The sequence below is a fragment of the Qipengyuania marisflavi genome, assembly GCF_005884405.1.
Taxonomy (GTDB): Bacteria; Pseudomonadota; Alphaproteobacteria; order Sphingomonadales; family Sphingomonadaceae; genus Qipengyuania; species Qipengyuania marisflavi.
Window position 1 is genome coordinate 350,353 of record NZ_VCAO01000003.1, and the last position, 14,659, is coordinate 365,011.

General features: G+C 62.9%; 15 protein-coding genes. 9 read left to right on the forward strand and 6 right to left on the reverse strand.

Annotation, left to right across the window (positions count from 1 at the left end; all coding sequences use genetic code 11):
- Positions 1–84: 84 nt before the first annotated feature.
- From FEV51_RS08730 to FEV51_RS08750, 5 genes are all read left to right on the forward strand, one after another.
- A complete protein-coding gene (locus tag FEV51_RS08730) occupies positions 85–285 on the forward strand; it encodes a hypothetical protein (protein ID WP_138617947.1) in 201 nt (66 codons plus the stop codon).
- Positions 278–1,672, forward strand: coding sequence for a DUF5935 domain-containing protein (locus tag FEV51_RS08735; protein ID WP_138617949.1), 1,395 nt, complete (start codon positions 278–280; stop codon positions 1,670–1,672). Before FEV51_RS08730 ends, FEV51_RS08735 begins: the two co-directional genes overlap by 8 nt.
- 109 nt (positions 1,673–1,781) lie before the next feature.
- Positions 1,782–2,231, forward strand: coding sequence for a MaoC family dehydratase (locus tag FEV51_RS08740; RefSeq protein WP_138617951.1), 450 nt, complete (start codon positions 1,782–1,784; stop codon positions 2,229–2,231).
- A 60-nt stretch (positions 2,232–2,291) separates the two neighbouring features.
- Complete coding sequence (locus FEV51_RS08745) at positions 2,292–3,470, forward strand: acetyl-CoA C-acyltransferase (protein ID WP_138617953.1); 1,179 nt, start codon at positions 2,292–2,294, stop codon at positions 3,468–3,470.
- Between the two features lie 67 nt (positions 3,471–3,537).
- Positions 3,538–4,137, forward strand: coding sequence for a DUF4126 domain-containing protein (locus FEV51_RS08750; RefSeq protein ID WP_138617955.1), 600 nt, complete (start codon positions 3,538–3,540; stop codon positions 4,135–4,137).
- Positions 4,138–4,151: 14 nt separating this feature from the next.
- Here the strand turns inward: FEV51_RS08750 and FEV51_RS08755 are convergent, their stop codons facing one another.
- Complete coding sequence (locus tag FEV51_RS08755) at positions 4,152–5,372, reverse strand: polyhydroxyalkanoate depolymerase (RefSeq protein WP_138617957.1); 1,221 nt, start codon at positions 5,370–5,372, stop codon at positions 4,152–4,154.
- 165 nt (positions 5,373–5,537) lie between these two features.
- On the opposite strand from FEV51_RS08755, the gene FEV51_RS08760 reads away from it, so the two are divergent.
- From FEV51_RS08760 to FEV51_RS08775, 4 genes are all read left to right on the forward strand, one after another.
- Positions 5,538–7,370: an ABC transporter transmembrane domain-containing protein gene (locus tag FEV51_RS08760; RefSeq protein ID WP_138617958.1), complete on the forward strand. Its 1,833-nt coding sequence runs from the start codon at positions 5,538–5,540 to the stop codon at positions 7,368–7,370.
- Positions 7,371–7,434: 64 nt separating this feature from the next.
- Complete coding sequence (locus FEV51_RS08765; RefSeq protein WP_138617960.1) at positions 7,435–8,247, forward strand: undecaprenyl-diphosphate phosphatase; 813 nt, start codon at positions 7,435–7,437, stop codon at positions 8,245–8,247.
- A gap of 109 nt (positions 8,248–8,356) precedes the next feature.
- Positions 8,357–8,611: a GlsB/YeaQ/YmgE family stress response membrane protein gene (locus tag FEV51_RS08770; protein ID WP_138617962.1), complete on the forward strand. Its 255-nt coding sequence runs from the start codon at positions 8,357–8,359 to the stop codon at positions 8,609–8,611.
- Between the two features lie 111 nt (positions 8,612–8,722).
- Positions 8,723–8,986, forward strand: coding sequence for a hypothetical protein (locus tag FEV51_RS08775; RefSeq protein WP_138617964.1), 264 nt, complete (start codon positions 8,723–8,725; stop codon positions 8,984–8,986).
- 130 nt (positions 8,987–9,116) lie between these two features.
- On the opposite strand, the gene phhA is transcribed toward FEV51_RS08775, so the two are convergent.
- From phhA to FEV51_RS08800, 5 genes are all read right to left on the reverse strand, one after another.
- The gene (phhA, locus tag FEV51_RS08780; protein WP_138617966.1) at positions 9,117–10,055 is read right to left on the reverse strand and encodes a phenylalanine 4-monooxygenase; all 939 of its coding nucleotides are present in this window, start codon (positions 10,053–10,055) and stop codon (positions 9,117–9,119) included.
- 73 nt (positions 10,056–10,128) lie between these two features.
- Positions 10,129–10,986, reverse strand: coding sequence for an HTD2 family dehydratase (locus tag FEV51_RS08785; protein ID WP_138617968.1), 858 nt, complete (start codon positions 10,984–10,986; stop codon positions 10,129–10,131).
- On the reverse strand, positions 10,986–12,230 hold the full coding sequence (locus FEV51_RS08790; protein WP_138617970.1) for an acetyl-CoA C-acetyltransferase: 1,245 nt from the start codon (positions 12,228–12,230) through the stop codon (positions 10,986–10,988). Before FEV51_RS08790 ends, FEV51_RS08785 begins: the two co-directional genes overlap by 1 nt.
- A 4-nt stretch (positions 12,231–12,234) precedes the next feature.
- Complete coding sequence (locus tag FEV51_RS08795) at positions 12,235–13,485, reverse strand: CoA transferase (protein ID WP_138617972.1); 1,251 nt, start codon at positions 13,483–13,485, stop codon at positions 12,235–12,237.
- Positions 13,486–13,491: 6 nt separating this feature from the next.
- A complete protein-coding gene (locus tag FEV51_RS08800; RefSeq protein WP_138618229.1) occupies positions 13,492–14,649 on the reverse strand; it encodes an acyl-CoA dehydrogenase family protein in 1,158 nt (385 codons plus the stop codon).
- Between the last annotated feature and the right edge of the window lie 10 nt (positions 14,650–14,659).

Consider the following 14,659-nt stretch of genomic DNA (forward strand, 5'->3'; position numbering starts at 1 on the left):
TGTCCTATGGTTGCCACCACAGGCTTAACGGCGCGTCAACCGTGCAAAGGCTAGGGAAGCCGCGACAATGACCGGGACCGCCGCTTGATCGACTATTTCGCCCTCGCGCTGACGCATGGCCTGCTGCTGCTGGCGGTGCTGCGCATTGTGATGCGTGATGCGCTGGATAGCGAAGACCCGCTGGCCGGGGCCGAGCCCGATGCGACAGGGGCGGATGACGCGCCCGAACCGCTGCGCCGCAATCGTCGCAAACGCGCCAAGTCGGCGGACCGCCGCGATGCTTGACCTCGCGCTGTTCCTGTTCGTCATGACGCTGTTCGCGCTGGGGATTCGGCGGCCCTTTATCTGGGTGCTGGCCTATCTCTATATCGACGTCCTGGCCCCGCAGAAGATCGGCTGGGCACTGGCGTCAGCCTTCCCCATATCCTTTATCGCTTTCCTGCTGGCGTTTGCCGGGTGGGCGATTGCCGACACCAAGTCCGGCACCCGCTTTACCGTGCGGCAGGGTATTCTGGCGGTGCTGCTGCTGTATTGTTTCTGGACCACGCAGAACGCCGATTTTCCGATTGATGCCGCGTTCAAATGGGAATGGGTGTGGAAGGCGCTGGTGTTCGCGATTTTCCTGCCCTTCACACTGACCACGCGGCTGCGGATCGAGGCGGCGCTGCTGACCCTGGTGCTCACCGCCGGGGCAATTATCATCAGCGCGGGCATGAAAACCGCGCTGGGCGGCGGCGGTTACGGCAGCCTCTATCTGTTCGTGAATGACAATTCGAACATCTATGAAAGCTCCACTCTGGCCACTGTGGCGGTGGCGATCATTCCCATCACCTGGTGGCTGGCGCGGCATGGCACGATCTTCCCGCCTGACTGGCGTGTGAAGACTTTCGCCGCCTTGCTGACATTTGCCTGCCTGCTGATCCCGGTGGGGACCGAAGCGCGCACCGGCCTGCTGTGCATTGCCGTTCTGGGCGTGATGTTACTGCGCGATGCCAAGCGGCGGTTCACCTATATTGCGCTGGCGGCGGCGCTGGGCGTCGTGGCGCTGCCGTTCCTGCCGCAGAGCTGGTATGACCGGATGGCGACCATTACCCAGCCATCGGGCGATCAATCCGCCTCCACCCGGATGGCAGTGTGGGACTGGACGATAGATTATGCCGCTGAAAACCCGCTGGGCGGCGGCTTCGATGCCTATCGCGGCAACAGCTTTACCTACCGGATGCCGGTGACCGAGACCGAGGGCAACACCACTTCGGTCGAGATGAAAAAGGTCACCGACGATTCGCGCGCCTATCATTCTTCGGTGTTCGAGATGCTGGGCGAGCAGGGCTATCCCGGCCTGATCCTGTGGCTGGCGCTGCACGCGATCGGGCTGATCCAGATGGAAAAGGTCCGGCGGCGCTGGCGGCACAAACAGGGCGGGGCCGAACAGTGGCAGGCGCCGCTGGCCAGTGCGCTGCAATTTGCGCAGATCGTCTATCTGGTCGGCGCCTTGTTTCAGGGGATCGCGTACCAGCCGGTGATCCTGATGCTGATCGGCGCGCAGATTGCGCTGGCGAACCATTGCCGGATGCGCGAATCAGCGCGTGCTGAGGCGGACCGGCTGGCTGCACGGCAGACCCGCCGCCAGCCGCGCGCAGACCCCGTCGGCGGTGATCCTGCCATGCCGTAGCGGCACCGGCGCGGCCATTGCGCCCTGCCTTTTGATGCGCCATGACGTTTGCGTAAACCGCGCGGGTGTGCCCTGCGCGAACCACCGCAATCACACGCAGGAGACGCGCATGACCCCGCAGGAAATCGCAGCCAAGCTTGGCGAAACCATCGGCACCAGCGAATGGGCCGAGATGGATCAGGACCGCATCAACAAATTCGCCGATGCCACCGGCGATCACCAGTTCATCCATATCAATGAAGAAGCCGCCAAGATGACCCCGTTCGGCGGGACCATCGCGCATGGCTTTCTGACGCTGTCGATGATCCCCTACCTCACCGCCAACAGCGATGTGCCGCGGATGGACGGGATCAAGATGGCGGTGAATTACGGCGGCAACAAAACCCGCTTCATCTCGCCCGTCCGCAGCGGCAAGCGCATTCGCGGCCACTGGAAGCTGACCGAAATGACCGAAAAGCGCCCCGGCCAGTGGCAGCAGGCCTGCGAGATTACCATCGAGATCGAAGGCGAGGACAAACCCGCCCTGATCACCGAATGGATGACCATGTATTTCGTCTGATCCGCCTTTCCTCCCCGGCAGAAACAGACCCCCTCATTCAACCTATCTGAAGGAATGACCATGCGCGACGCAGTCATCGTTTCCACCGCCCGTACCGGTATGGGCAAAGCCTATAAGGGCGCTTTCAACTCCACGCCGGGTGCCACGCTCGGCTCCTATGCTCTGGCCCCCGCCATCGAACGCGCCGGGATCGACGCTGGCGAGATTGACGATGTGCTGTGGGGCGCCGCTCTCCAGCAGGGTGCGCAGGCCGGCAACCTGGCCCGCCAGGTCGCATTGCGCGCTGGTTGCCCGATTGGTGTTTCGGGGATGACCATCGACCGTCAGTGTTCCTCGGGCCTGATGACGATTTCTACCGCCGCCAAGCAGGTCATCACCGACCGCATGCAGATTGTCGCGGCAGGCGGTCAGGAATCGATCAGCCTCGTCCAAACCAAGGAAATGCGGGTGATGCCCGATCCTGAACTTATGGCGATGCACGGCGCGGTCTATATGCCGATGCTGCAAACCGCCGAAACGGTCGCCCAGCGTTACGGCATCAGCCGCGAAGCGCAGGACGAATACGCCCTGCAAAGCCAGCAGCGCACTGCCGCCGCTCAGGAAGCGGGCCTGTTTGACGATGAAATCGTTTCGGTCAGCACCACGCACAAGGTGATGGATAAGGAAACCAAGGAAGTTTCCGACGCTGACGTGACTATCGCCAAGGATGAAGGCAACCGCCCCTCGACGACTTTGGAGGGTCTTCAGTCGCTCCAGCCGGTGATGGGTCCAGGCACCACGATCACCGCAGGCAACGCCAGCCAGCTGTCGGACGGTTCGGCCGCCGTCATCGTTATGGAAGCCAAGGAAGCCGAAAAGCGCGGGCTCCAGCCGCTGGGCCGCTATATCGGTATGGCGGTTGCAGGCACCGAGCCTGACGAAATGGGCATCGGCCCGATCTTCGCCATCCCCAAACTGCTCGAACGCTTCGACATGAAGGTGGAAGACATCGATCTGTGGGAGCTGAACGAAGCTTTCGCGGTGCAGGTGATCTATTGCCGTGACAAGCTGGGCATCGATAATGACAAGCTCAACGTTAATGGCGGCTCGATCTCGGTCGGCCATCCCTATGGTATGACCGGCGCACGCTGCGTCGGCCACATCCTGCGCGAAGGCCAGCGCCGCAAGGCGAAATACGGCGTCGTGACCATGTGCGTCGGCGGCGGCATGGGCGCAGCGGGGCTGTTCGAGATTTTCTGACCAGTTAGCTTGCTCAAACTATTGTAAAGGCGCATCCTCCGGCCTCGCGGTCGGAGGATGTTTGCATATGGGCATAGTCGAAATTATCGGCATCGCCGGAAGCGTCAGTCTGCTGGCGGGCTGGCGGCTGTATTTAAGCATTTTTGCTACTGGACTGGCAATGCGGTTGGGCGCGATTCCGCTCCCCGACCATCTTGCCAGCCTCGATGCGCTCGCCAATCCGTGGGTTATGGGAATTGCTGCTGCGGCAGCGCTGGCAGAGTTCTTCGCCGACAAGGTGATGTGGCTGGATAGCGCGTGGGACGCGGTGCACACCTTTGTGCGCCCCATTGGCGGGGCGCTGCTGGCGTTGGCGATTGTCGACCCGTCCGACCCGGCGACACAGGTTATCGCCTTCCTGCTGGGCGGCGGGGCCAGTCTGGCGTCACATGCGGGCAAGGCGGGCGCGCGGGGCGTGGTCAATGCCAGCCCCGAACCCTTCAGCAATATTGCCGTCTCCAGCGTGGAGGATGTGGCGACCGCAGGCGCGCTCTATGCAGTCTACGAATATCCGTGGGCCGCAGCCGGTGTTGCCGCGCTGCTGCTGGCGCTGGTCATCGCAATGCTGCTGGTCGCGCGCCGGATACTGCGCATGGTGTGGCCCAAAGACAAACCGCGCGCGAAATGATCGGCGTCGCGGTGTCAGCCGTGCTTGGCAATAAATTCCTCGACCACCGGAGCGATCTTGTCGCGCCAGCGGCTGCCGTTGAAAATGCCGTAATGGCCCGCGCCTTCGGCCATGTAATAGTGCTTCTTTCCGGTAGCCAGATTGGGTGTCAGCTCCAGCGCGGCCTTGGTCTGGCCCAACCCTGAAATATCGTCACGCTCACCCTCCACCGCCAGCAAGGCTGTGCGGGTGATGTCGCCCAGATCGACCGGCACGCCGCGATGCATGAAGGTGCCGTTGGGAATCGAATGTTTCTGGAACACCTCTTCCACCGTCTGGATGTAAAATTCGGCGGTCATGTCGCAGACGCTGCGGTATTCGTCGTAGAAATCCTTGGTCATCTGCGCGCTGGCATCGTCGCCTGCATTGAGGTGTTTGAACATCTCGTAATGGCTGGTCATGTGGTTACCCAGATTCATGCTCATGAACCCGGCCAGTTGCAGGAAGCCGGGATAGACCTTCCGGCCATGCCCGCGATATTGCATCGGCACAGTGGCGACCACATTCTGGCGGAACCATTGGATCGGGCGATCCATCGCCAGATCATTGACCGAAGTGGGCGATGACCGCGTGTCGATCGGGCCGCCCATCATGGTCAGCGTCTTGGGGGCGCAAGGGTGATCGTCGCGGTTCATCAGCGCGGTGGCGGCAAACACCGGCACCGATGGCTGGCACACCGCCATCGCATGCGCGCCGGGGCCGATATGTTCGAGGAAGGCGATGACGTAATCGATGTAATCGTCGAGGTCGAAGCGCCCGTCGGCCAGTGGCACATTGCGCGCATCGGCCCAGTCGGTGACATAGACCTCGTAATGGTCCAGCATCCGTTCGACCGTGCCGCGCAGCAGGGTGGCGAAATGCCCGCTCATCGGCGCCACGATCAGCAACCGCGGTGAGTCTTTGGGAAGATCATCGCGGGTAAACCGCAGCAGATCGCCAAATGGCTTGGTCACCACAATGCTTTCGGTGACGGGATACAGCTTGCCTTCAACTTCGACGCTTTCCAGCCCGAATTCCGGCTTGCCGCGCGGGGCGGCGGCGTGGGCGAAGACTTCCAGCGCGCTCGATGCGACCGGACCCATTCCCATATAGCCCATCGGCAACATCGGGTTGGAGAGCATCTCAGCTCCGATAGAGGCCCAGGCGCTGGCGCTCGACAGCCAGCTGCGCTGCAATTCATAGGCGTGGTAAAGCAATGCGGTTCCCCTGCTCCCGGCGGTGTTCTGCGGTTTATGACGCCGGGATGTAAGAGCGGCACCCTGCCGCGCCCGGCGCCGTTGTGCAATGCACAATCGGGGTAAAACTGTGGTTACCAGCGCCGCGTGGTGGATTTCCGGCCCGTGCGACCCTAGGTGGGGCCGATGGACGCTCCCAATGGTGAGAATCAGACGAAACGGCGCGGGATTTCCCGGCTGAAGCGCAAGGACAAGCGCAACACGCACGAACGTTCGCTGCGGCCGCTGATGATGATCTGGCGCGCGGTGGCGAAATATCCCGGCCATGTCGCGCTGGCGGCCCTCGCTTTGCTGATCACCGCGAGTGCCACACTGGCAATTCCGGCGGGCTTCAAGCTGATTATCGACCGCGGTTTTGCCGAAGGTTCGCAGCCCGACGAAATCGCCCGCTGGTTCCGCTATCTGTTCATCATCGTTGGCGTGCTGTCAGCTGGCACCGCGATGCGGTTCTATTTCGTCAGCTGGCTGGGCGAACGGGTGGTCGCCGATATCCGATTAAAGGTGCAGGAAAATCTGCTGCGGCTGGCCCCTGGTTTCTATGAGGCGAACAGCCCCAAGGAAATTTCCAGCCGGATGACCAGCGACACGGTGCTGATCGAAAATGTCGTCGGCACAACAGTGTCGGTGGCGTTGCGCAACACGCTGATGGCGCTGGGCGGAACCGCTTATCTGTTCTGGCTGGTGCCGCAGCTGACCATCGGGCTGGTGCTGATCATTCCGCTGATCGTGGTGCCGATCACCTTTTTCGGGCGGCGGCTGCGCACTGTGTCGCGGACCAGCCAGGACCGGGTTGCCGATATCGGCGCGATGGTGACCGAAGTGCTGGGTGCGATGAAGATCGTGCAGGGTTTCAATCAGGAAAGCCGCGAACAGGCCCGCTTTGGCGAGGCGGTGGAGCAGACTTTCGCAACCGCCAAGCGGCGCATCGTGATCCGCGCGGCGATGACGGCGGTGGTGATCCTGTTCGTGTTCGGCGGGATCACGCTGCTGATCTGGCGCGGCGCAACCGCGGTCAGCGAAGGCAGCATATCGGGCGGCACTATCGCCGCCTTTGTGCTCACCGCCGGTCTGGTCGCCGGATCGTTTGGCGCGCTGACCGAGGTGTATGGCGATCTGCTGCGCGGCGCGGGTGCGGCCAGCCGGCTCAATGAATTGCTCGACGAACAGCCCACAATTGCACCGCCCGCCCGGCCCGAAGCACTGCCCCAACCGGCACGCGGCAGCCTGTCACTGCGCAATGTGACTTTCCGTTACCCCACACGGCTGGAAACCCCCGCGATCACCGATTTCAGCCTTGAGGTCGAACCGGGCGAGACGGTGGCGATTGTCGGCCCGTCTGGCGCGGGCAAGTCGACTATCTTCCAGCTGGTGGAACGGTTCTATGATCCGCAGGCGGGCACCATCCGCCTCGACGGCGTGCCGCTGACCAGCGCCGACCCGGCAGAAATTCGCCGCCGCATCGCTTTCGTCCCGCAGGAAGGCGTGCTGTTCAGCGCCAATGCGCGCGACAATCTGCGGTACGGCAATTGGGCTGCCACGGACGAGGATATCTGGAACGCCGCGCGCGCCGCCAATGCTGCCGAATTCCTCGAAAAGCTGCCGCAAGGCCTCGACACCTATCTGGGCGAGAGCGGCACCCAGCTATCGGGCGGGCAGCGGCAGCGGATCGCGATTGCGCGCGCCTTGCTGCGTGATGCGCCGATTCTGCTGCTGGATGAAGCCACCAGCGCGCTGGATGCCGAAAGCGAGCGGCTGGTGCAGGATGCGCTCGACCATCTGATGGAAGACCGCACCACGCTGGTTATCGCGCACCGCCTGGCCACGGTCCGCGCGGCAGACCGCATCGTGGTGATGGAAGATGGCGCGATTGTCGAACAGGGCACGCACGCCCAATTGACCGCCGGCAGCGGGCTGTATTCGCGGTTGGCGGCGCTGCAGTTCGGGCTGGAAGGCGCTTGAAGCGCAGCACCGGCGGGGCTGAAAACTTGACTTGCCCGGCACTTGCTCCAAGGACGCCGCCGCTATGAACGAGACACTTACCGCCATCCTCCTCGGCATTGTCGAGGGCCTGACAGAATTCGTCCCCGTCTCCTCGACCGGACATCTGATCCTTGCCACCGAACTGTTCGGCTATGACGCTGCGCAATGGGCAATGTTCAACGTGGTGATCCAGCTGGGCGCGATTCTGGCGGTGGTCTATCAATATTGGGGCACCTTCTGGAGCGCTGGCATGGGCGTGCTGAAGTTGGAGGCCGAGGGCCTGCGGTTCGCGCGCAATATCCTGCTGGCGTTCCTGCCCAGTGCGGTGCTGGGGCTGGCGCTGAAGGATTATATCGACATCATGCTGGGCAGCCCATCCATCGTGGCATGGGCATTGATCATTGGCGGCATTGCGATCCTGGGGATCGAGAAAGTCGCCAATCCGCGCGGTGACCAGACCGTTGCTGATCTGCCGATCAAGCAAGTGCTCGGCGTCGGCTTTGCGCAGTGTCTGGCGATGGTGCCGGGCGTCAGCCGTTCGGGCGCTACCATCATGGGCGCGCTGGCGATGGGCATCAATCGCAAGACCGCAGCGGAGTTTTCCTTCTTCCTCGCCGTGCCCACCATGATCGGCGCGACCACGCTGGAACTGGCAACCAAGAGCGATGATTTGTCGGCCGGGGCCTCGACTGTCGGCTGGAGCGAAATCGCAATCGGCTTTGCGGTCAGCTTTGTCGTCGCGCTGGTCGTGATCCGCGCCTTTGTGGCCTATGTCAGCCGCCACGGCTTTGCGCCTTTCGCCTGGTACCGCATTGTGATCGGCGGCGCGGCAGTGGTGTGGCTGGCGCTGCGCTGAGGCAGCGGCCAACAGGCCATTGCCAAAGGGTTAACGCCCCGTCTCAATAATGGGAACCAATGCGCGCCGCTGGCTTTGTTGGCTTGTAACGTAGCGTTAGGACACCCGCATGGGCCTCATTATTCTCATCGTCGTTGGCGCCGTCCTCGGATGGTTGGCAACGTTTATTTTGAAGATCGAGGATGGTCGCGAGATCATGGCGAATATCGCCGTGGGTTCGCTTGGCTCTTTGCTGGTTGGCCTTATCGCAAGCAACGGCACATTTTTCAGTAGCCTGAGCGCAACTGCGTTGCTGTGGGCGACATTGGGCGCGGCTGGAGGCATTGGAATCCTCTATTTCGTTCGTCAGCGCGCATATCAGTAAAGCATGCCCTATGGCGCGCTTGATCAGGAAAACACTTTTTCGCCATATTTCTTTGACGTCCTTGCAGTTCCACTGCTATCAGGGACATCTCAACACCCAAGGGGAATTATTATGAAGAGCATTTTCAAGACCACCATGGTCGCTTCGGTTGCCGCTCTCGGCCTCAGCCTCGCAGCATGCGACGGCCCGAACGAGAACGCTATGGAAGACGCCGGCGAGCAGAACGCTGAAGTCGTAAGCGACCAGGCTGAAGCCATGGAAGACGCCGGTCAGATCACCGACGCCCAGGAAGATGCCATGACCGATGCTGCTGAAGACAAGGCTGATGCCATGGAAGAGCAGGGCGAAGCCATGGATGAAGCTGAAGGCATGTAAGCCTCGGCTTGATTGTTTTCGAAGAGCCGGTCCGGGAGCTATCCTGGGCCGGTTTTTCTTTGCCTGAAATCTGGGCCTGAAATCCGGGCCTGAAACTGGGCCAGCAATCCGGGGCGAATCGCCGTGTGGATCAGACCGGGTCGGCGCCGCTCCCGCGTCCGCCGCGCAAGGTGTATTCCAGCGATCCGCGCTGCACCACATTGTCCAGATCGATCACCGAAGAATTGGCAAAGGTAAAGCCCGGCGGCAGGCTGCGATAGAGCCGGTCGAAATCACGCTCCACCGTCTGGCGATAGAGATCTTCGAAACTTTCGATCACAAAATATGTCGGTTGCAGATCGCTGATCACGTAATCGGTACGCATCACGCGATCGACATTCAGCATGATCCGGTTGGGGCTCTTCGCCTCGGTCGCGTAAACCACTTCGGTCGGGCCGGACAGAATGCCCGCGCCATAAGCCTTGATCCCATCGGCTTCCTGCAACAGCCCGAACTCGACCGTGTACCAATACAGCGCGCCCAGCGCCTTGAGCCGGTTATAGCTCATCGCCTTCCACCCGGCGCGGCCATATTCCTGCATGTAATCGGCATAGACCGGATCGGTCAGCATCGGCACATGGCCGAACACATCGTGAAAGACGTCCGGTTCCTGGATGTAATCGAAAGTTTCACGGGTGCGGATGAAATTGCCCGCCGGGAAACGGCGGTTGGCAAGGTGCCAGAAGAACACGTGATCGGGGATCAGCATCGGCACCGGAACCACGGTCCACCCGGTCAGCGCGTCCAGATCTTCAGACAATTTGCCAAATTCGGGCACGCCGCCGCGATTGAGGTTGAGCTTTTGCAACCCCGCCATAAAGGCGCTGGCCGCGCGGCCGGGCAGGACATCCATCTGGCGCGCAAACAGATCGTTCCAGATCGCATCATCGTCTGATGTATAGCTGGTCTGCTTGGGCTCCAGCCAGTCATCGCCGACATGTTCGGGCTTTTGCAGGGGTGCAGTATAAACGTCCGCCGGAAGGTCGGGCAGCCGCGTATAATCGGTTTCTTTGTGTGCAAGTGTAGCCATATATGCGGTAATGATTAGCACCGCGCGCCGCTGCTGACAATTGGACCCTGCGCGATGCAGCGGGCACAGGCTGTCAGCCGAGTGCGGCCTGTGCCTTGGTCACTTGCCGCCCGTCCGCAGCAAAGGCCGCGAGGTCGAGAGCGCCCTGATTTTCGCGCAGCACCAAATGCAGTGGCTCGCCCGCGATGGCGGGGCTGACCCCGCGAAAGGTGAAACTGGTCAGCCGGTTCTCACCCACTTGCTGCGCCGCCAGTTGCAACAGCACACTGGCGGTCAGCGGGCCATGGACCACCAGCCCGCGATAGCGTTCGGTTTGCGCGGCATAGGGTGCGTCATAATGGATGCGGTGCGTGTTGAAGGTGAGCGCGGAATAGCGAAACAGCAATCGCGGATCGGGCGTTAAAACCCGGTGCGCGTCCCATTCGGCGGGGTCGAAAATGGCATTACCCGGGGCAGGCGGAACCAATGCCGCATTGGCAGCGGCGGCCTCGCGATAGACCAGCGTCTGCTGCTCTCTGACCACGCGCGTGCCATTGGCCCGCATCTCATTCGCCACTTCGACGAAAACCAGAGGTCCACTGCCGCCCGATTTCTCGGTAATCGCAGCCACCCGAGAGACGCGTTCAACCTGCGCGCCGATGCGCAGCGGGGTGTGGAAATTTATGGTGCTGGCGGCCCACATCCGGCGCGGCAGCGGGATTGGGGGCAGGAAGCTGCCGGGGCCATCATCGCGCGCCGGATGGCCGTCTTCGCCCAGCTCTAACGTAGCTGCGTCGGGGGTGCAGAGACAGAAATGCACGCCTTGCGGCATTTCCTCTGCTTCGGGAACAGTGCGGTCGAAAGTCGCGCACCAGCGCGCCGCCAGTTCCGCGCTCAGCAGGTCAGTGCTGCGTGTCTCACGCCCGATCCAGTCATCCCATTTCCCTGCCATCAGGCGGCCCGTTCGAACACGGCGGCCATCCCCTGACCGCCGCCAATGCACATCGTCTCCAGCGCATAGCGCACTTCGCGCCGCTGCATTTCATGCGTCATATCGGCAAGGATGCGCAGGCCCGTCGCGCCAATCGGATGGCCCAGCGAAATGCCCGAGCCATTGACGTTGAGCTGCTCCATCCGGCTGTCATTCTCGCTCCAGCCCCAGCCTTTCAGCACCGCCAGCACTTGCGGCGCAAAGGCTTCGTTCAATTCGACCAGACCGATATCGTCCCAGCCCAGCCCATTGCGCGCGAACAGCCGCTCCACCGCAGGCACCGGGCCGATCCCCATGCGCGCCGGATCGCAGCCCGCTGCAGCCCAGGAATGGAACCAGGCGATGGGCTCCAGCCCCAGTTCGTCCAGCCGGTCCTCGGCCACCACCAGACAGGCCGCCGCGGCGTCATTCTGCTGGCTGGCATTGCCCGCCGTGACAATGGCGTCAGGATTGGTTCGCCCCTCGATGGCGCGCAGTGCGGCCATGCTGTCCGCCGTGGCGTCAGTGCGGAAGCCTTCGTCACGCGCGAACACCACCGGATCGCCGCGCCGCTGCGGGATTTCGACCGGCACCAATTGCGCGTCGAACTTGCCCGCATCCCATGCCGCCTCCGCGCGTTGGTGGCTGCGCACCGCAAAGGCATCGGCGGCTTCGCGGGTGATGCCGTAATCCTTGGCAAGATTCTCGGCAGTTTCGATCATGCTGCTGATTACCCCAAAGCGCTCGACAGGCTGGCTCATCAGTCGGCCACGGGTTAGCCGGTCCCACAGCGCCAGATCGCCCATCCGCGCGCCGTGCCGGGCCGTGGTGGTGTAATGTTCCACATTGGACATGCTTTCCACGCCGCCCGCCAGCACGCAATCGGCGGCGCCGGTCTGGACCATCATCGCCGCATTGACGACCGCTTGCAGGCCGGACCCGCAGCGGCGGTCAAGCTGATAGCCGGGTACTTCGATGGGCAGCCCTGCCGCCAGCCAGCTCCAGCGTCCAATCGCGGGGGCCTCACCGCTGCCATAACCCTGGCTGAAAATGACGTCCTCGACCCGCGCCGGATCGACGCCGCTGCGCTCCACCAGCGCCTTGATGATGATCGCGCCCAGCTGCCCTGCTTCCAGCGGGGCCAGCGTGCCCAGAAACTTGCCCACCGGGGTGCGCAGCGGCGAACAGATGGCAACACGGCGTAGGGCGGGGCGGAGTGACGTCATGGGTTTATTCCTTGTCAGAAAGCCGCGCGATACCGCGGTCGACCAGATCGCCGATGGTGCCGGAGGACAGCCCCAGCCGCTCGGCCAGAACCTGCTCGGTGTGTTCGCCCAGATAGGGTGCCGGCGCGGGGTCGGCGGGGGTCTGGCCGGGGATATTGGCGAAGCTGCGCGGGGCGGGATAGGCAAAGCCGCTGGGGTTTGCTGGCGAGGGGCCGAACAGCGGATTGTCCGCCACCAATACCGGGTCCTGTGCCGCCTGATGCATGGTGCGATAGCGTTCGAAGGTGCAGCTTTCGGCGGTCATCCGGCGTTCCAGTTCCGCCCAGTCGAGCGCGCCCGCGACATCCTGAAACAGCACGAACAGGCGGCGGCGGTGCTGGAAACGCGGATCATCGCCATCGGCAAAGCGCACATCCAGCTCGCCTTCAAGCACCGCGATCGTTTCCTGAACCGCAAAGGCGCGGACCAGTCCCGCCCATTGCTTTGCCGTCAATGCGGCGACCATGAAGCGCGTGCCGTCACGGCTGGTGAAGTCACGCCCAAACGCCCCCCAGATGGCGTTGCCCAACCGTTCGCGATCGTCGCCGCGATAGAGCATTTCGGCCATCGCGCCCGAATTGGCGACGGTGCCGATGGCCACATCGCCCAGCGGCACGCGCAGCTCGCTGCCCTGTCCGGTGGCGTCACGGTGGCGCAGCGCCGCCAGCAGCGCAAAGGCGCTATAGGCCCCGGTGATGAAATCCCATGCGGGCAGCACCTGGTTGACCGGCGGCGGAGTGGCGGCATTGGCGTCACCGGGCCAGTCCTCAGGTCCGCACATCAATGGGTAGCCGCTGGCCGCATTGACGGTGAAATCCATCGCCTGCCTGCCGTCGTGCCAGCCCATGATCCGCACTGACACCAGTTCGGGCACCTGATCGGGCCGCCCGGCGCTCATCGCGGCATGGCTGAGGAAGCTTTGCTCGGGCAGATTGGTGATCACCTGCCCGGTGGCGCGCGCCAGTTCCAGCAGCAGCTCGCGCCCCTCGTCACTGCGCAAATCCAGCGCCACCGATTTTTTCGCGCGATTGAGGTTTTCCCAACTGAGCGAGCGCCCTTCGCGGGTCAGCATATAGCGGTCGTAATCCAGCCCGCCCACCTTGTGATCGACGCGGATCACCTCGGCCCCCATCTGCGCGCAATACAGCCCGGCAGTGGGCGAGGCGACGAAGCTGGAGACTTCGAGCACGCTGAGGCCGGTGAGCAGATCGTACATCCGCGCTCAGCCCTGTGCACCGGCGGCGAAATCGCGCAGCATCTGCTTGGCGATCACCAGCTGCATGATCTGCGAGGTGCCTTCGTAAATCCGGTACACGCGGGCATCGCGGTAAAACCGTTCGGCCTCATATTCCGCCAGATAGCCCGCACCGCCGTGGATCTGCACACAGCGATCTGCCACCCGGCCGCACATTTCGGAGGCGAACAGCTTGGCGCTGGCGCAGGCGAGGATGGCCTTGCCCTGATTGGCGCGCTCTGCCGCGTCTTTCAGCATACATTCGGCGGCGTACAGCTCCGCCTCGCTATCGGCCAGCATCGCCTGGATCAGCTGGAACCCGGCAATTGGCTCGCCAAAAGCCTTGCGCTCGGTCGCGTAGCGTAAGGCTGTGTCGAGCATCCGCCGCGCATAGCCGCAGCTGGCCGCTGCCACCGACAGCCGCCCGTTGTCGAGGCTTTGCATGGCCGTGGCGAACCCCCGGCCCTCCACGCCGCCCAGCAATGCAGCGCCGGGCAGTTTGACTTCATCCAGATAGATGTCGGCAATATGGCTGCCCGCCTGACCCATCTTGCGGTCGGGCTTGCTGACGCTGACGCCGGGGCTGTCCATTGGCACCAGAAAGGCGCTGACATGGCCATTGCCGGGCAGCGTTTCGGCATGGGTGCGCGCCATGATCAGGCCCAGCTTCGCTTGCGGGGCGTTGGTGATATAGCGTTTCGATCCGGTCAGGATGTAGCCATCGCCATCCGCCTTGGCAGTGGTCGCCATGGCTGCGCTGTCGCTGCCCGATCCCGGCTCGGTCAGGCCGAAACACGCGATCTCACCTGTTGCAATACGCGGCAGCCATTCGGCTTTCTGCGCGTTGGTGCCGCCGTTTTTCAGCGCCGAACACACCATACCCAGATTGATCGAAGCGGTGGAGCGATAGGCAGGCATGGCGTGTGAAAGCACACGGATGGTCTCGACATATTGCGGGATATTCATCCCCGCGCCGCCAAATTCCTCGGGCGTGGTGAGGCCGAACAGCCCCATCTCGCGCATCTCGTCGACGATTTCGGGCGGGACGGCATCGTCCGCGATCACCTGCGGTTCGGCAGGGATTAGCCGGTCGCGGACATAGCGGTGCAATTGTTCGATAAACTGGGCGAAGACCGTCTGGTCCATACCGGCAGGT